The organism is Candidatus Villigracilis saccharophilus, assembly GCF_016711665.1.
Genome location: NZ_JADJSO010000006.1, coordinates 1 through 16321 on the forward strand (window position 1 = coordinate 1; position 16321 = coordinate 16321).

16 protein-coding genes, 1 other RNA gene and 1 pseudogene are annotated in these 16321 nt (G+C 49.7%); 5 read left to right on the forward strand and 13 right to left on the reverse strand.

Features of this window, described 5'->3' with window-relative positions:
* The 7 genes and pseudogenes from IPL17_RS02955 to IPL17_RS02985 all read right to left on the reverse strand — a co-directional run.
* Window positions 1-229 (reverse strand): annotated as a pseudogene (locus IPL17_RS02955) (exonuclease); the annotation flags it as partial.
* Between the two features lie 38 nt (window positions 230-267).
* The gene (gene ruvC, locus IPL17_RS02960) at window positions 268-750 is read right to left on the reverse strand and encodes a crossover junction endodeoxyribonuclease RuvC (protein WP_345305590.1); all 483 of its coding nucleotides are present in this window, start codon (window positions 748-750) and stop codon (window positions 268-270) included.
* A 68-nt stretch (window positions 751-818) separates the two neighbouring features.
* Window positions 819-1574, reverse strand: coding sequence for a YebC/PmpR family DNA-binding transcriptional regulator (locus tag IPL17_RS02965; protein ID WP_345305591.1), 756 nt, complete (start codon window positions 1572-1574; stop codon window positions 819-821).
* A gap of 97 nt (window positions 1575-1671) precedes the next feature.
* Window positions 1672-2517, reverse strand: a complete 846-nt coding sequence (locus IPL17_RS02970; protein WP_345305592.1) for a DegV family protein — start codon at window positions 2515-2517, stop codon at window positions 1672-1674.
* Between the two features lie 70 nt (window positions 2518-2587).
* Window positions 2588-3730, reverse strand: coding sequence for a hypothetical protein (locus IPL17_RS02975; RefSeq protein WP_345305593.1), 1143 nt, complete (start codon window positions 3728-3730; stop codon window positions 2588-2590).
* Window positions 3731-3755: 25 nt separating this feature from the next.
* Complete coding sequence (locus tag IPL17_RS02980; protein ID WP_345305594.1) at window positions 3756-4136, reverse strand: hypothetical protein; 381 nt, start codon at window positions 4134-4136, stop codon at window positions 3756-3758.
* Complete coding sequence (locus IPL17_RS02985; protein ID WP_345305595.1) at window positions 4136-6154, reverse strand: MFS transporter; 2019 nt, start codon at window positions 6152-6154, stop codon at window positions 4136-4138. Before IPL17_RS02985 ends, IPL17_RS02980 begins: the two co-directional genes overlap by 1 nt.
* 174 nt (window positions 6155-6328) lie before the next feature.
* Between IPL17_RS02985 and IPL17_RS02990 the strand changes: the two genes are divergently transcribed.
* Window positions 6329-6736, forward strand: a complete 408-nt coding sequence (locus IPL17_RS02990; RefSeq protein WP_345305596.1) for a hypothetical protein — start codon at window positions 6329-6331, stop codon at window positions 6734-6736.
* 53 nt (window positions 6737-6789) lie between these two features.
* On the opposite strand, the gene IPL17_RS02995 is transcribed toward IPL17_RS02990, so the two are convergent.
* Window positions 6790-8133 (reverse strand): C39 family peptidase, encoded by a 1344-nt coding sequence (locus tag IPL17_RS02995; RefSeq protein ID WP_345305597.1) that lies wholly within the window; start codon window positions 8131-8133, stop codon window positions 6790-6792.
* Between the two features lie 144 nt (window positions 8134-8277).
* On the opposite strand from IPL17_RS02995, the gene IPL17_RS03000 reads away from it, so the two are divergent.
* Genes IPL17_RS03000 through IPL17_RS03015 form a run of 4 tightly spaced genes read left to right on the forward strand, consistent with a single transcriptional unit; the run spans window position 8278 to window position 11015 of the window.
* Entirely contained in the window at window positions 8278-8853 is a 576-nt protein-coding gene (locus IPL17_RS03000) for a hypothetical protein (RefSeq protein ID WP_345305598.1), read from the forward strand.
* A 29-nt stretch (window positions 8854-8882) separates the two neighbouring features.
* On the forward strand, window positions 8883-9335 hold the full coding sequence (locus tag IPL17_RS03005) for a hypothetical protein (RefSeq protein ID WP_345305599.1): 453 nt from the start codon (window positions 8883-8885) through the stop codon (window positions 9333-9335).
* Window positions 9335-10255: an FAD:protein FMN transferase gene (locus IPL17_RS03010; protein ID WP_345305600.1), complete on the forward strand. Its 921-nt coding sequence runs from the start codon at window positions 9335-9337 to the stop codon at window positions 10253-10255. Before IPL17_RS03005 ends, IPL17_RS03010 begins: the two co-directional genes overlap by 1 nt.
* Before the next feature lie 13 nt (window positions 10256-10268).
* Complete coding sequence (locus IPL17_RS03015) at window positions 10269-11015, forward strand: hypothetical protein (RefSeq protein ID WP_345305601.1); 747 nt, start codon at window positions 10269-10271, stop codon at window positions 11013-11015.
* Window positions 11016-11105: 90 nt separating this feature from the next.
* Here the strand turns inward: IPL17_RS03015 and dnaK are convergent, their stop codons facing one another.
* The 5 genes from dnaK to ssrA form a co-directional block, all read right to left on the reverse strand.
* Window positions 11106-13004, reverse strand: coding sequence for a molecular chaperone DnaK (dnaK, locus tag IPL17_RS03020; RefSeq protein ID WP_345305602.1), 1899 nt, complete (start codon window positions 13002-13004; stop codon window positions 11106-11108).
* Window positions 13005-13143: 139 nt separating this feature from the next.
* Window positions 13144-13962 carry a hypothetical protein gene (locus tag IPL17_RS03025; protein WP_345305603.1) on the reverse strand — a complete coding sequence of 273 codons (819 nt, stop codon included), beginning with the start codon at window positions 13960-13962 and terminating at the stop codon, window positions 13144-13146.
* An 89-nt stretch (window positions 13963-14051) separates the two neighbouring features.
* Window positions 14052-14807, reverse strand: coding sequence for a hypothetical protein (locus IPL17_RS03030; RefSeq protein WP_345305604.1), 756 nt, complete (start codon window positions 14805-14807; stop codon window positions 14052-14054).
* Window positions 14808-14878: 71 nt separating this feature from the next.
* Window positions 14879-15661 carry a hypothetical protein gene (locus tag IPL17_RS03035; RefSeq protein ID WP_345305605.1) on the reverse strand — a complete coding sequence of 261 codons (783 nt, stop codon included), beginning with the start codon at window positions 15659-15661 and terminating at the stop codon, window positions 14879-14881.
* Between the two features lie 238 nt (window positions 15662-15899).
* Window positions 15900-16279, reverse strand: a transfer-messenger RNA (tmRNA) gene (gene ssrA / locus IPL17_RS03040).
* Window positions 16280-16321: the final 42 nt, after the last annotated feature.

Genomic DNA, 16321 nt, shown 5'->3' on the forward strand with positions numbered 1-16321 from the left:
CGTAAAATTTATTCATTACTTTTTTGGGATCATCAAATTGTAAAGTTTGTTCTCTTGTAAAACCACTGATTTGCAGACTTTCAGGTATCCAGCTTTCGCTGACGGGGTGTAGCTGACCATAAAACGTTTTGTCCAGTGCATCATCTACAATTACCGCGCCAAAACATATCATGGAAAAATCAGCCGGGATGGGGCCATCTGTTTCAACATCCACCATAATATAAGTCATTATTCCCTCCAATCTAATATCTTAAGGTGTCTTTGTGGTTATTCATATCGCTTTGTATTCAAATGCGTGATCGCGATCGCCAGCGCATCGGCGGCATCATCGGGCTTGGGGATCTTTTCAAGCTGCAATAATGCGCGCACCATATCCTGCACCTGACGTTTATCCGCGCCGCCATAACCAGCGACGGCTTGTTTGACTTCGTTGGGAGTGTATTCAAAAGGTTCAAGTCCCGCTTTTTGGATGCATAGCAGGATCACGCCGCGAGCCTGTCCCACTGCCAAGGCAGTCTTGACGTTGGTTTGGAAGAATAATTTTTCAACTGCGGCTGTGTCAGGCTTGTGCTCTTTGAGCAGATCATTGAGCTGGTCAAATAACATTTCGAGGCGCGCGGCAGGCGTGGACTCTTTTGGAGTGGAGAGAATGCCATAGGAAACAGCGACCAGATCCCCGTCACGCGTGAGGCGTACGAGTCCGTATCCAGTGGTGGCGGTACCGGGGTCAATTCCTAAGGCTAGTGTCATTTTAAATAAGAAAGTAGGGGCGGAGCGCGAGTCCAAAAAGACCCTACGACGTCTTGGGTTGGATTTCTTTAAGCAGCTTCGAGGGCAGCCAGTGCTTCGTCTGAAACTTTGACGTTGTGGAAAACATCCTGCACATCGTCGAGTTCTTCGATGGCTTCCACCATGCGCATGAATTTCAAAGTGGACTCAACATCGAGTTCGATCTCCTGCTTGGGGAACATGCGCAAGCCTGATTCATCCGGGTGAACATGGACCTGATGCAGTGCATCCGCGATCGTCTTGAAGGATTCAACGGGAGCATAAATTTCGATGGTCTCGCCGCTGTCCACCACATCATCCGCGCCGACATTGATGCCGAGTTCAAAAGCCTGGTCAAAAGGCATCTGGCTTGAAGGGAAGGCGAAATAGGATTGGCGGTCGAACTGCCAGCCGACTGCGCCGACATCTGCCATGTTGCCGCCGTATTTGCTGAAGGCGTGACGCATATCGGGTACGGTGCGGTTGCGGTTATCGGTGACGGTCGTAACCATCAGCGCCGATCCGTGCGGGCCGTAGCCTTCAAAGGTGATCTCTTCAAAGACCGTGCCGTCCTTGTCCTCGCCCGCGCCGCGTTTAATGGCGCGCTCAATATTATCCTTGGGCATGTTTTCCGCACGGGCTTTGTCCACTGCAAGACGCAATCGGAAATTTGAATCAATATCGCTGCCGCCTTCGCGGGCGGAGATCACAATTTCACGGGTGAGCCGTGTAAAGATGGCGCCTCGTTTGGCATCGGCTGCGCCTTTCTTGCGTTTAATCGTTTTCCACTTTGAATGACCAGACATAACGTTCTCCTTCAGAAATAACCACATTTGTGGGGATTTTTGCGATTAGCGGCAAAATTATACCATGTGGTATTTAGCACAATTCTTTGTCACCAGACTATTTTACAAAAAAGCCGACTCCCATTGCCCTCGGCCCGGCATGAACCACAATCGCGGGAGGCAATTCGTAAATGGGGATTTGTGAAACGCTGACCCGTGACTTTAACTCTGCAGCGAGAGACTGCGCTTCACTCTCCGCCTCAACCTGGATCACACACAAATGAGCGGATTCCCCAGCGGGGCCTGGGCATTGCTCCGCCACCACTTCCACAAGGCGCGCCAGTGCGCGTTTTCTTGTCCGCTGCTGTTCGAAGGATTCGACCTGTCCATTCTTTACCTGCAAAATGGGTTTGATCTCCAACAGTTCAGCCAGCAGACGTTTTGCCCCGCCGATTCGTCCGCCTTTGGCGAGATATTCGAGCGTATCCACGAGGAAGTAAATCCGTCCACGCGGGATCATATCGTCGAGTTTCGCCACGATCGCATCTGCTGATTCACCAGCCTTGGCCATGTCATCCGCCAAAAGAACCAGTGACGCCAGATTGCAGGAAATGGTCAACGTATCAACAACACGCACATCCAGCATTGGGAATTCAATCGCCGCAGTCTGTGCCGAGCGGACAGTTCCGCTGGCTTTGCCGGTCGGCGCTACCACGATCACGCTCTCGCCTTTTTCCTGCGCATCTTTGAATATAGGGAAATATAACGGTGGTTCAGGCGCAGATGTTTTGGGCAGTGACTTGGATGCCTTGAGTTTTTGCAGGAACGTGGTTGTATCCATTTCCTTGTCGTCATGAAATGAATCCTCCCCGAACATGACAACTTGCGGAATCACAGGAATGCCTCGCTGTGCGAGCAGGTCACGCGGTAAACCGCAGGTGGTATCGGCAACAATGATGGTCATTTGACCCTCCGCTTTTTATTGTAGCCTTTTCTGTATTGGATATTAACTGTCAAAAGAACTGAAATTTGTATTACAAATCGCGTTCGTAGGTTCGATGCGTCTTGTAAAAATCAATGCCGAAGTTTTCCATTTCCCTTTGCATGGCTTGGTTCTCCACACCGATCTGGACAACCTCCGCATGTTTAAATTGACCCGAGTCCCGTACCGACTTGAACATTTCGCTGTACAGAATCGCCGTCCCACCTGAGCCGCGATATTCGGGGAGCAGGCCCGCGCCGTTGATGTTGAGCCAGTCGGTTCTCTTTAATTCCTGTAACAGGGTCAGCCAGCCGAAGGGGAATAATTTGCCTTTGGTCTTTTGCAGTGCGGCGGAAACATCTGGGTAGGCGAAGAGAAAGCCGACAGCCTTATCCTCCTTCATTACGAGCTTGATCAACTTAGGGTCGGCCAGCCAGAGGATCTGATTTGCAAGCGTGTCGATCTCCTCATCGGTCAGCGGGGTATTGCCTGTCGTTCCTTCGAGTGACGAGTTGTAAAGTTCCTTGATGTGTGGAATGAGCGCACGCAATTCAGCGCGGGTATTGGAACGCGCGATGCGCATTCCACGGCGTTTGGCGATCCGTTCAGCAAGTTCGTGCACACGCTCGGGGAATTGGATGCTGGTGCCGAGATAGCCAGAAACGGATTCTCCGTGTTTGGTGAATCCCTGTGCTTCGATGAGCGGTGCATAATATTCAGGGTTGTATGGCAAGCCAAACGCGGGGCGATGCTCAAAGCCTTTGACGAGCAGACCAAATCCATCCAGCGGAGTGAATCCTTTGGGACCGAGGATTTTATTTAATCCGCGCGAACGTGCCCACTCAAAGCCTGCGGAGAATAATCCGCTCGCGGCTTCGAGATTATTCTCACATTCAAATAAATAGAAGAAGGCTGTGGATTCTTTGTTGTATTCGTTGTAGTGACAGTTGTCCAAAACAGCGAGGCGGCCTATTGCGCGCGTCGATTCGTCCGCAGGACTGCTTCCCTGGTAAGCGATAAAAAATGTAGCTTGCGAATGTTTATAAAACGGGAACCTCTTCGGGTTAAGTCTGAATCGCTCATCCATTTGCAGGGTCGGCACCCAGTGTGGAATATCCCTGTAAATGGAAAAAGGCAAATGGAGGAAATCCTCCACCTGCCTTTTGTTGTTGAGATCGATCTGTGCGATGTACATAAGAGAATGCTTCACCCCTGCGAAATTACATGGATTTTGCGCGGGCCGCCATTTGTGCGCGGAGATCGTGCGAGTCCTTGTCGATGGTGAAGATCGCGCCGAGGTAGAAGAAGAAGCACAAGCCCCATGCCACCGAACAGATCAGCAGGATGGCAGTTTGCAAGCTAAATGCATCCGCGATAACGCCGGTAATGATCGGTGCCGAAAGCCGCGCCCGCGTTTTCGATGAAATATTCCACGGCCTGCGCAGTAGAGCGGACTTCGGCACGGTCACATCATAGACTGTGGCGATCACGTTCGCGGAGGAAAGCGGCATGAAGACCGCCGTGAGACACATGAAAATAAAGAATTGATTCTTTGCGTCAATCGGAGTGGTGATGGCGAGGTACATGAAGAGCGCGCCCATTAAGACCCCAACACACTGGAAACAATAATACGGCCTTTGTTGCTGCGTTTGAAAGCAAGGTCACCAAGCGCGCCGCCGATGAAATATCCGCTGGCGAGGATGAGGATGACAGGTGCCATAGTGAAGAGAATGCTGTTGGCATCGTAGCCGCGTTCTGTTTCAAGATAGCCAAAGAAGAAGAAGGTGATCACGTTCCACGGGAAAACACCCGCGAATCCCTGCAAAAAGACGAACCACATGGTCTTCTTCTTGAATATTTCCCGCGCTTCCGCCCAGGAGAATTTGAAGGTCTGCATTTCAGGCATGTTCTCAAATTCCGGCTCGGCCTGTCCGCGCGGCATTTCCTTCACGCCGAAATAGATCAGGACCGCGATCACCAATCCCAATGAACCTGTGATGTAAAAAATGGAGCGCCAGCCGCCGATCATGGGCGCGACCATCAAGGCAAGGATCATGCCTGTCAAATAACCAAGAGGCTGTGCAAGCTGTAAGATGCCGTACACTTTTCCGCGCAGGTTCGGGCCGAAATAATCCGCGATCAATGTGTACAAGCCAGGGTAGGATGAATCGTCAATGCCTGTGGATGCGCGTGTGATCATGAAAGCCGGCAAAGGGCGCACAATGGCATTGAGCCAGGTGGTCGCGCCCCAAATGAAGGATGCGAGCGCAATTAATTTTGTGCGTGCGAAGCGGTCATATAAATAGCCCCAGATCGGGTAGAGAATTGTGGCAACGAATAACGCGCCGGAATTGATCAATCCCCATTGCCTGTTGTTGAGGTCAAAGTCATCGCTGATCTGTACCTGTAAAGAGCCGATCATTAATTTATCGGTTTGATGCAAAAGCATAAAGAAGAAAAACACTGCAACCACTTCGAAATATTGCGCGAGCAGATCGAGCGGACTCAAACTGCTGATCACCTGCCCCTCCGCTATTCGGACACGCGCCTCGCTTTGCGGGCGCTTCACCAAATGAAATTCAAATGTACCTTCCGTGTATTTTCTTAACGCGGATTCATCGATCAATGTATCCCACTCTCTTGGATATTCAACCGACAGGCGCACGATCGCCTCAGACATTTCCTTCGGGCTGGGTAATGCGTCTTTAAGCGCATCGTTCACGTTCTCATTTGACCTGAGAACTGTTCGGCGGTCTATGAACTTTCTCGCCCCTGTGAGTTCGATCCACTCCACCTCGGTGTCTTTTCCTTGTTCTACATGAGCAATGACAAAGTAGCGGTCTTCCTTTGCTTCGCCAAAATCCACGCGCTCGATGGAACCAGGGTAAATCACTGGCGGCTGAAAGCCTTCGTTCACATCCTGCGGCTTGTGGATATGTCCCATGGCCACGTAACTGAATTTTTTATTCTTCACCAAACTGCCTGAAAGCACAAGGTCATTACCAAGCATCACAAGACTCTCGCCGCCAAACTTCGCGCCTTCAATGGATGCGTGCGCTGTGAGAATGACCGGCAGGGATGTATCTCTTTCTTCAAGCCAGCCTTCTATTAATTCTCCGATGTTTCCTTCAATGCGTGAAAATGCTTCGGCTGAATCGGTTTCACCTGTCACAGCCATCAGCCCTGAGCGTGTGATCCACGGCATGGCAATGACTTGAATCGGCAATCCCCAAAGATCATCTGGTTTGAGAAAACAGGGTTGATCCAATACCCGCACAAAAGGGACCTGCAAGGTTTTAAATTCCTGAAGCGCGTGCGCGCGCCCGGCGGCTGGGGAAATATCATGGTTGCCGATCAATAACAAAGTAGGGATTTGCGCCTGCGACAAGCGCATAATGCGCCGCCCCCACTCGCGTTGAAATGTTGGCGCGGGTGAGCGGTCTTTGTACGCGTCCCCGGCAAAGATGACCAAATCCGCTTTTTCAGAGATGGCGGCATCCACGATCGTATCCAGTGACTTGAGGAAGTCCAGCACACGCATCGGCAGACCAGATACCGGGTCGTGGCGGCCGTAGTTGGCCATATCAATGTGCGCGTCGGCGAAGTGTAGAATTTTCATTTTTCAAATCCTGGCGAAACCATCTTGTGCAACATGAGTAACTTTGGTGTATGCTTACACGACTTACAAATTTGCAGATTGTATTAATTCCATTATGACTTACGGATGATTGCAAAAATAACACATCAAAAGATAAAATCCATTTTTCAAAATTAACAATAAGGAAATTACCCCATGAGAAAAAGTACTTTGATTCTTTCAATCATATTGACCGCTGTAGTGATCGGGCTTTTGTTTATGCTGGTCTCCACATATCGTAAAGTTGTTGAAGCAGCTGTGCCGGGCAATGATTCGCAGACAGAGGAACAGGTTCAGCCGCAAGAACAGCCGCAAATCACGCCAAACCTGGCGGATGCCCCTGCGGCTGGAACTGTACGGATCTATGACGCCGCTGCCGAAGCCGCCAAGGTCCTCGGGCGTAAAGATGTATATATCACAGAATATGCCCAGCTCAATGGCTCGGATGTGTATCTGGTTTCTTTCCTGTCCGGTGATCTGGTGTATGTAAGCATGGACGGAAAGGTGATCTCCACTTCAAAGCAGGATCCCATCGGCGTGCATCATCCTACTTCCCACAGATAAGGATTATAAATTTTTCATGCATACATGCGGACATTAAAGTCCGCATGTATGTTTTAAGGTTGAAAGCCAAGGTCCTGCAATGCCTGTGTCGCTGGTATCCATTTTGGGTGGACTTTTAACGCAGCGCGGTAATCATCAATTGCCAGTTCGGTCTGGCCGGCCATGTAATAAGCCATGCCGCGCCAGTACAGGCTTTCCTCCAAATACGGACCGCCGCTGACACTATCCAAAGTTATTTTGGCCAGGTTGATCACATCTGCATACCGTCCGCTGTAATAATAGGCTTTATAGGGACCGGTCTGATACCACATCATGCGGTAGGGACGTTTGACCGTATCAAGAGTTGCATAGATTTTAAACGCCTGATCGTAAGCGGCGGCGGCATCTGCATACTGCAGAAGTTGAATGTGGCTCGTGCCTTTATTGAACCAGGCAAAGAAGGCGTTGAACCCGGCCTGCGTGGATACCTCTTCATTTGCAATATCCAATGAATGCTGATTTGCCCATTGATCGTCAGACCAAGGTCCGAGCAGGTTGCGAATTTTCTCTTCACTATCTGACGGGTACACGACCATGAAAAGGTAATTGAAATCGCGCCATCCTTCGACGAATTCATCATAACTTATCTTGAAATTGGGTCCGTCAAGATAAGTATCTTGTACCGTGAATTTCTTTGTCACATCATCGTAACCGGTCACGAATTGATAATGTCCCATCCAACTGACTGACCCGTTTGAGTCACGCTCATAATAGCCTTTTTCTACAATCGGGGGATATCCAGCGGAAATGAGACTTTTGAGCAGAGTTATATTTCCGCCAGAACGATATACCGCGGAGAGTTCGGTGGTGTCATTGACGAAGTCCACCATTTCATATGGCATGACATTTTTATCGATCTTGCCGCGTTCGATGAAATCCTTTTTGGGGTCGTCTTCGCCAGGTTTGATGACCTTTGCAACATCATCGCGGGTTCCCTTCCAGCCCCAAAAATTGAGCGCCATGGTCAGGTTGGCTGGTCCACAGTAATTCCAGCGGTTGCGCTGGTCAACGTATTTAACTCCCTTCAGGATAACCGAAGCGGGCAAAGGGGTGGAGGTGATCGTTGGGCGGGCGGTGGGGCCGGGCTTAAGTGTGGAAGTCGCCAGTAAAGTGGGGGGCGTGAGAGTCAATTGGTATTCGGCGCGAGTCGTCATGATAACGGTCTCGATGGTGAGCGGCGATGTCCCGCTGGGCTGGAACACAACTTCGTCCGGCGGGTTAAAAAAATGTTTTACCTGGACAACTACGTTGTCTAGACGCCATGCCAGACGACTGTGAACAGGAGGGAAATAGTAAAAACTTATAAGCAGAAAAATGGCCGCTGGGATCAGCCAAAGACGTTTAAAGCGTGTTTTCATGACAGAATTATATAACAAAATCATTGCAGGCTCCCGCCAAACGGATTTGAAAGGTTTTTCTAAGTGAATCCTAATATGCCAGACAGTAACCTTTTTAGAGGCAGAGCGACCTATCCCATATACAGTCAAAAGGAGACTAATCTAATGAGAAAAAGCACATTGTTCATTTCAGCCGCACTGACCACGTTCATGTTAGCCGTAATGTTTGGGGTAGCCTCGGCTTATCAGAAGATCGTTCAAACCGGCGCTGCAACAGAAGCCACGCAGCAGCAAACTCAATCACAGGCGCAACCCGTCAACACGATGATCACTGGAACATCCAGCACCTTAAGCGGCGCTATGACAATTGAACAGGCCGCCGATCTGGCATCCAACGTGATTGGGCGCACTGACCTATATGCCGCCGAGAACGCGAAACTTAATGGAGTGGATGCGTATATGGTGACATTCTCGTCTGGCGATCTGGTTTATGTGGGTCTGGATGGAAATATCCTGTCCATTTCAAAATTACCGGTCACTTATATTGCTGGTGGCCAGTCAACCTGGGTTGGCAGCAGCGGTAACAGTGGTGATAATGGCGGCGGGTCTTCGACCAGCGTGTCATCCAGCAGCAGCTCGAACGACAACAGCAGCAACGATAACAGCAGCAATACTAATGATGATGACCATGATGAAGACTCTGGCAATGACAACGGCGGTGAAGACGAGCACGATGATTAACGCCAAACTATTAAGTAGGAGCAGACCCAATGGCAAGTAATAAACTCGCACCTAAAAACTGGAACGATGTTCAAGTGGCTATCGCGACCGTATCCATGGTCACCACTTTAGCATGCTGGAATCTGTTCGCTGGTCCGGATCGCGCCTCTGCTCTGGAACGCTCACAGCAACAAACCGGCAATGACCCATCAACAGCCAACGCGGACGTTTCAGCCCAGTCAGCACCTCAAGTTGGCAAAGTATATTTTGGTGGAGCTGAACCAAAACAGGTTGTTGTCGTAATTCAACAACAACGCCGCGGCGGGGGCGGCGGAGGCGGTGGAAATAATGATAGCGGCGGGGGTGGCGGCAGTTCCATGGCAGCAGCTGACCCCGGCCCCGCCACAGGTGGTGGCGGGGGTGGCGGCGGGACAGAACCACCGCCCCCTGCAACTGGTGGGGGCGGCGGTGGGGGTGGCGGCGGAGGCACAGGCGGCTCCTAATGGTCCACCGCTTACAATTCCGTGCCATGGGCACTGAAATGCTCGTCTGTGTGGATAACGGCTCAGACAAGTCCCCCATCGAATTGGCAGATGTACCAGGTTGGTTCGAGGAATGGGAACAGGTTTTGAGCCGTTTCCGCATAGATAGTGAGTTGACCCTGTTAAACCGGGCGAGCGATCAGCTCGTTCCGGTTTCTGATACTCTCTGGCAGGTCTTTCAATCCGCCCTATCCGCTGAAAAATATACAGACGGACTGGTAACACCAACCATCGCCGCAGCTGTAATCGAATCAGGATATGACCGCGATTTCGGATTACTGGCGGGTCAGAACCTTTCCCCGTATGAATCTGAGCCGCCAATGGTCCGTTCACTGGCTTCATTAACATGGGATGAATCAACCCGAAGCATATGTCTTCCCGCAGATGTACAACTCGATTTTGGCGGTATCGCCAAAGGCTGGGCGGCTGAACAAGTGGTTCACCGCCTTAAGCATCTCGGTTCTGCATTGATGAATTGCGGCGGAGATATTTTCATGAGCGGCCCCCTCCTAAATGGCAATCCCTGGGAGATCGGCGTACACAGACCTTTTGATCGAAGCAGTGGTTACATGGGGATGATGTATTTTGATCACGGCTGCGGGGTGGCGACCTCATCCACCGACCGCCGTCGCTGGATGCAAGGCGGTCAACTACGCCATCATATTATCGATCCGCATAGCGGTTTGCCAGCCGAGTCAGACGTCGTCTCTGCCACCATCGTGGCGCCGACTGCTGTCGAAGCGGAAACAGCCGCAAAGTCAGTGTTGATCCGTGGAAGTAAAGAAGGTCTCGCCTGGTTGGAATCCAAAAATCTGGCGGGGCTGATTATCCTTGAAAGCGGCACGATTTTATATAGTCAAGGAATAAATGGATATTTGTAAGGAGATATAAGAAATGGCTAACTCATCAGATCAAATTGAATTTAATGAATCATCGGTCAACCTGCAATCATTTGTAATGTTCCTGGTTTCCATGACAGCCGGTTTGCTTGTGGCAGTATTGCTTCTGCCAGCCTGGCTGCCCAATATGGCATTTTCGCTGGGTGGTGATGCCCCCAAAGCATACTGGTATCTTTCACGCGCAACCGCTTTCGTCTCTTTGTCCCTGCTGTGGCTCTCCATGGCATTGGGGCTTAGCATTACCAACAAAATGGCACGGCTGTGGCCGGGCGCGCCCGCCGCATTTGCCATTCATGAATATGTCAGTTTGCTGGGGCTGGCGTTCGCAATTTTTCACGCGATCGTCATTCTTGGCGATCATTATATAAAATTCACTCTGCTGCAGCTGCTCATCCCATTCAGCACCGTGGCGTACCGCCCGTTTTGGGTTGGCATGGGGCAGATCGGATTCTACGCATGGGCGATCCTTGCCATCACGTTTTATATCCGCCCGATCATCGGGCAAAAATCATGGCGTTTCCTGCATTACGGCAGTTTTGGAATGTATCTGCTCGGGATCTTCCACGGTATCTTTAGCGGAACAGACACCAGCTCGAGCTGGGCGCAAAATTATTACTGGTACACAGCCGGGAGCTTGATCTTCCTGTTGATGTATCGGATTCTTGTGGGTGTGATCGACAAATATTTCCCGCAAAATAAAAAGCCGGTCGCCCCGGCAGCTCCGCGCCCAACTCAGGGATAATTGCTCCAGTTTCGAAGTTTATTTTCCTTGGCCAAATAAAAAAAACGGTGACCGATTAATCGGTCACCGTTTTTTTATTCACTTTGCAATTTACTCTTTCACTTCACCATCTATCACATCGCCGTCCTGCGGGGCAGACTTACCGCCGCCTTGAGGCTGCGCCTGTCCCTGTGCCTGCGGATCACCTTGTGAATATAACTGCTGGCTCAACGCGTGGAATGCGTTTTGCAAGGTCTCAGTGTGCTTCTTAATATTGGCCACATCATCGCTTTGCGCAGCCTGCTTTAGATCGTTGATCTGGGTTTCGATGGAGCCGCGTTCCGCCGATGGAACCTTATCCCCAAGTTCACGCAGTGCCTTTTCGGTTTGATATACGAGGTTGTCAGCATTGTTCTTGACCTCGATCAATTCGCGGCGTTGTTTATCCGCAGTCTCATTCTGGCGCGCTTCCTGAACCATGCGTTCAATATCATTCTTGTTCAAATTCGTGGAAGCAGTGATGGTGATCTTCTGCTCCTTACCAGAGGCCTTGTCCTTGGCTGTTACATGCAGAATGCCGTTGGCATCAATGTCGAAGGTCACTTCAACCTGAGGTACACCACGAGGGGCCGGCGGGATGCCGTCGAGGCGGAATCTTCCGAGGCTCATGTTGTCATTGGCAAGTGGGCGTTCACCTTGCAGGATGTGAATATCAACAGCGGTCTGATTGTCAGCGGCCGTGGAATATGTTTCGGTCTTGCGCACGGGAATGGTCGTGTTGCGTTCGATCATCACGGTCATAACACTCCCCATGGTCTCCACGCCGAGGGAAAGCGGGGTGACATCCAACAGTAGAATATCTTTCACGTCGCCGGCAAGCACACCAGCCTGAATGGCCGCACCGATCGCCACAACTTCATCCGGGTTGACGCCTTTGTTCGGTTCCTTGCCATTCGTCAAACTGCGGACCAGGTCCTGAACCATTGGCATGCGTGATGAACCGCCGACCAACACGACTTCATCGAGCTTGTCCGCGGAGAGGCCAGCGTCTTTGAGTGCCGCTTCAAATGGTTTACGGCAGCGCTGGAGCAGGTCGGCTGTCATCTGTTCAAATTTTGCGCGTGTGAGTTTTAACTGCAGGTGCTTCGGTCCGCTCGCATCGGCAGTGATGTAGGGCAAGTTGATCTCGGTTTCCATCACTGTGGAAAGCTCGATCTTGGCTTTCTCTGCAGCTTCACGCAAGCGTTGTAACGCCTGCTTGTCGCTGCGCAGGTCAATGCCCTGATCCTTCTTGAATTCATCTGCCGCCCAGTTGGTGATCTTCTGATCCCAGTCATCACCGCCAAGGTGGGTATCGCCATTCGTGGATTTGACTTCGATCACACCTTCGCCGACTTCGAGCACAGACACATCGAATGTACCACCGCCAAGGTCAAATACCAGAATCGTTTCGTTCTTTTTCTTGTCGAGACCATAACTCAACGCAGAGGCGGTGGGTTCATTGATGATACGTAAGACTTCCAGGCCGGCAATTTTGCCCGCGTCTTTTGTTGCCTGGCGCTGGCTGTCATTAAAATATGCAGGGACAGTAATAACCGCCTGCGTAACAGGTTCACCCAAATACGCTTCAGCGTCTGATTTGAGTTTACCCAACACCATCGCGCTGATCTCCTGCGGAGAATATTCCTTCCCAGTCACGGGGATCTTGACGCGCACGTCATTGGACGGCCCTTCAACCACCTTGAATGGAACCATGCCGCGCTCAACGCTGGTTTCTTCAAAGTGCCGGCCCATAAAGCGTTTAATTGAATAGATCGTGTTATCTGAATTTATAACACCTTGTCGTTTGGCAGTCTGTCCAACCATGCGCTCGCCGTTCTTGTTGAACGCAACAATGGATGGACACAGCCGTCCGCCCTCTGCAGTGGTAATAACAGTGGGGGTGCCGCCTTCCATAACAGCGACAACACTGTTCGTCGTACCGAGATCAATTCCGATGATTTTTGCCATGTGGTTACTCCTTGCTTGTAGTTTTCAATAAATAAATATTAAGCTATGTATGCAAGAATTCTGTTAACAAGATATTAGATACACATAAAAAAAACCGCTTCATGTTATTGGAGCGGCTCAAGATAGACCTCAAATTTGTTTATGGCTCTGCGATATCAAAAGAATGAACTTCCACTGTAACCGGCAGGACATTCAAGGAAGAAATATTGAAACCGACCTGCCCTTCACTAAAGTTATAGTTCCTATCATTATATTCCTTGATCTTCTCCCCATTAATGTACATGGTAATCGTATTCCCTTCACAGGTCATGCCATATTCGTTGGTCGCCTTCCCTTGGTTAAGCTTATTGGAGCCGCCATTGTCGAGGGTATTATAGCCGTCCTGATATGCATATAAAAACCAGACGCCGCCACTTTCAAAACTAAATTCATACCATTCTGAATTATCATAATCCAGCCTGCAGACCAGGCTTACATTATTATTGTTTACCCCTTGGTTCTCTGCGACCAAGGTCAGCGCTACATCTTCGTAGGTTTCACCTTCATACAAGTAATAAACGTATAGATCCAGAGCGCCGAGATCAAAATTCAAGCCTTCCCCTTTTTGTTCAATAACAAGGTTTGAGTCATCACCACCCGGGCCAGTGGTGAAGTATGACCAATTTTCAATATTTGTATTCGCATCAAATTCTTCTTTATAGAATTTCTGAGGGCCAACGGTTGGCACTTCCAACGTGGGCGCTTCAAGGGTCGGTTGAACAATTACAGGTTGTTCAACTGTGGGCTGAACCATGGAGGGTACTGTGGTTGGCAGTTCAAGCGGCGGATTATCGTTGCCTCCATCATTTACAGGCGGAACATCATTATTATTGCCGCCACCTGTTACAGCCGAACAGGCCAGACTGACAGAGAGCAATATGAATACCAGGAATAGGATCGGACGCAGGAATGTTCGCATTTTTTCTCCTCTCATTTATTGATCTTGACATAAAAAGTATAGCAAAAAGGATAATTGGATACAACACCAGGTCGTTAAAAAACGAACCCTTATTGTTCACTTACTTTTACCCAATTAAAAAGTATGATAGCGGGAATTTCTTTATATGAAGATGCTGTAACACCAATTTTGCCGCCGCTCAGATCATAACGGGTGATATCAGGGCTGCGGAAGAGGATCCCATTAATGAATACTTTCAAGTTATTCTCGTCGCACATCAATCCGATCTCGTAATTCAAACTTCCAGATTCCAGGATATCGGCGGCGCCGTTTGCGATCGGGACATATTTAGCGACACCGTCCGCCAGCCTTTGACCAAACAAAATACTATATGTTCTATCGCTTGCGATATTGAATTCATACCAGCCGTTTTCTTCACTGTAATTACACACCAGTCCCACCGAACCGCTTAACCCATTAACACTTGCGCTGATTGACACATTTGAATACTCATGCGCGGTATGCACAGCGTAAAACCAGGTATCGGCTGTGGAAAAATCAATACGCAACGACTCGTTTTCAAGCTTAACAATTGGCGGATTTGTTCCACCCGTTTGGAAAGACTCCCACGCATTGAGATCTGTGTTGAACTCTTCGCTAAAATACATTGGAATAACTGTGGGTACTTCGCTGGCTGTCGGAACAGGCGTAGATGTCAATGTTGCCGTGGCAGTTTTGGGCGGAGTCTGAGGCGGGGCGATCGGAGTTGGTAATACCGTTTGTGCGGGGGCAGGTGTCGAGGCGCTACAGGCTGACAGGAATAAGATTCCAATAAAAGACACAATGAGTATATATTTACTGTTCATGGTTGAATTGTAAATGAAAAAAGGCAAGCCGCATCACTTGATGCGGCTTGCCTAAACAGGATCGGCTATTTCTACGGCTGGCTGATCTTGGCCCAAAAGAAATCCACAGTAACAGGCGCATCTCTAAAGGACGACACCGCGAGGCCGACCTTGCCTTCGGGCAAAAGATATTTTTTATCTTCCAATCTGCGGGCTTCTTCTCCGTTGATATAAAGGGTTAGTGTGTTGCCCAAGCAGGTGATGCCATATTCGTTCTCTGCCATGCCTGTCTTGATCCTGCTTGATCCGCCATCTGCGATCGGGGTGTATTCTACGCTGTCTCCAACGATCTTGCCGAATAGAATCTCATAAAGACCATTATTGGCAATGTCAAATTCGAACCAGCCGGCATCACTTTTACGGCAGATGAGACTGATGTTGTTGTTATTGGAGCCGCGGTTATTTGTCCTGATATCGAGGCGGACGTCTGTATAAGTATATGGCTCGTATGTGGCATACACCCATGCGCTCGGCCCTTGTAGATCAAATATCAAAAGTCCTCCAATTGGGCGGACAGACATTAAACCCACGATGCCGTTGACAATTTTCTTATTCGATCCATTTACTACCAGGTATTGCCATGACTCGCTCTCCGAATCAAATTCCTCTGTATAAAATTGTTGGGCGTTGGTTGTGGGTTGTTGCGGCTCCGTGGTTGCGGCAGGCTGTTCTGGCTGGGCTGATGCCTCTGTTGAGGGAACTTCAAGTGCAGGCGCGGGTGTGGGCGTTCCAAACAAGTCAACGCTGCATGCAAGGCTGGCCAAAGTCAAAATGGCAAGAAGAAATATCACAGGTTTCATGGCTTTTATTTGCATTTTTACTCCATATTATTCCGCAATTCGCATTATGCTTGATTTTTTTGATAAATGAGAATTGCTGTACTTGTATGTGTAGTCGTTGGATTTGCGGTAATGATACCCATGTTTTGTCATGATTTTTGAGAACTAGTACTTAAGAACTTATCTTGTGTAATATTGCTCCATTCAAAATCACAGTTGAAAGCATTGGTTTTGAATAAGAAAATTCGTCCGGCAAAAACTGCCGGACGAATTTATGTGGAGATGGCGGGAATTGAACCCGCGTCCGAAAGACTCGACCCTCGAAAATCTACGAGCGTAGCCTGCCGAAGTTAGTCATCACAGAGATCTCGGCGGGCAGGTAACTCTGTGACCATCTGCTGGTCTTGGGCACGCTTAGCAGAATCGCGCGCAGCACCCTACCTTTGTTTCGCCCGATCCGTCACCCGGTAGAGGACGGTGCCGGCGGACGTGACATCCTAAGATGTCAACTGTTATGGTTCGCCTTAGGCGGCGAGGGGCATAGCAGCGTATGAAGTGCGGTTGGCACTTAAATTTTGCGCTGATTTAACGAGTTCGGCGCGCGCTCGGCTCGCATTTCGGAACCAGCCTCTCCCGTCGAAGCCTGTCATCCCCAATAGGTACGGAGAACCTTTTCCAATGCAATTTTATTATAGC

Bases quoted from the DNA above. Each gene is read 5' to 3' on its own strand.
- IPL17_RS02980 (WP_345305594.1), bottom strand. From the start codon at position 4,136: ATGGGCGCGCTCTTCATGTACCTCGCCATCACCACTCCGATTGACGCA.
- IPL17_RS02975 (WP_345305593.1), bottom strand. From the start codon at position 3,730: ATGTACATCGCACAGATCGATCTCAACAACAAAAGGCAGGTGGAGGAT.
- IPL17_RS03010 (WP_345305600.1), top strand. From the start codon at position 9,335: ATGGTCCACCGCTTACAATTCCGTGCCATGGGCACTGAAATGCTCGTC.
- ruvC (WP_345305590.1), bottom strand. From the start codon at position 750: ATGACACTAGCCTTAGGAATTGACCCCGGTACCGCCACCACTGGATAC.
- IPL17_RS03005 (WP_345305599.1), top strand. From the start codon at position 8,883: ATGGCAAGTAATAAACTCGCACCTAAAAACTGGAACGATGTTCAAGTG.
- IPL17_RS03025 (WP_345305603.1), bottom strand. From the start codon at position 13,962: ATGCGAACATTCCTGCGTCCGATCCTATTCCTGGTATTCATATTGCTC.
- IPL17_RS03030 (WP_345305604.1), bottom strand. From the start codon at position 14,807: ATGAACAGTAAATATATACTCATTGTGTCTTTTATTGGAATCTTATTC.
- IPL17_RS02990 (WP_345305596.1), top strand. From the start codon at position 6,329: ATGAGAAAAAGTACTTTGATTCTTTCAATCATATTGACCGCTGTAGTG.
- IPL17_RS02965 (WP_345305591.1), bottom strand. From the start codon at position 1,574: ATGTCTGGTCATTCAAAGTGGAAAACGATTAAACGCAAGAAAGGCGCA.
- IPL17_RS02985 (WP_345305595.1), bottom strand. From the start codon at position 6,154: ATGAAAATTCTACACTTCGCCGACGCGCACATTGATATGGCCAACTAC.
- IPL17_RS02970 (WP_345305592.1), bottom strand. From the start codon at position 2,517: ATGACCATCATTGTTGCCGATACCACCTGCGGTTTACCGCGTGACCTG.
- IPL17_RS03015 (WP_345305601.1), top strand. From the start codon at position 10,269: ATGGCTAACTCATCAGATCAAATTGAATTTAATGAATCATCGGTCAAC.
- IPL17_RS03035 (WP_345305605.1), bottom strand. From the start codon at position 15,661: ATGCAAATAAAAGCCATGAAACCTGTGATATTTCTTCTTGCCATTTTG.
- IPL17_RS02995 (WP_345305597.1), bottom strand. From the start codon at position 8,133: ATGAAAACACGCTTTAAACGTCTTTGGCTGATCCCAGCGGCCATTTTT.
- IPL17_RS03000 (WP_345305598.1), top strand. From the start codon at position 8,278: ATGAGAAAAAGCACATTGTTCATTTCAGCCGCACTGACCACGTTCATG.
- dnaK (WP_345305602.1), bottom strand. From the start codon at position 13,004: ATGGCAAAAATCATCGGAATTGATCTCGGTACGACGAACAGTGTTGTC.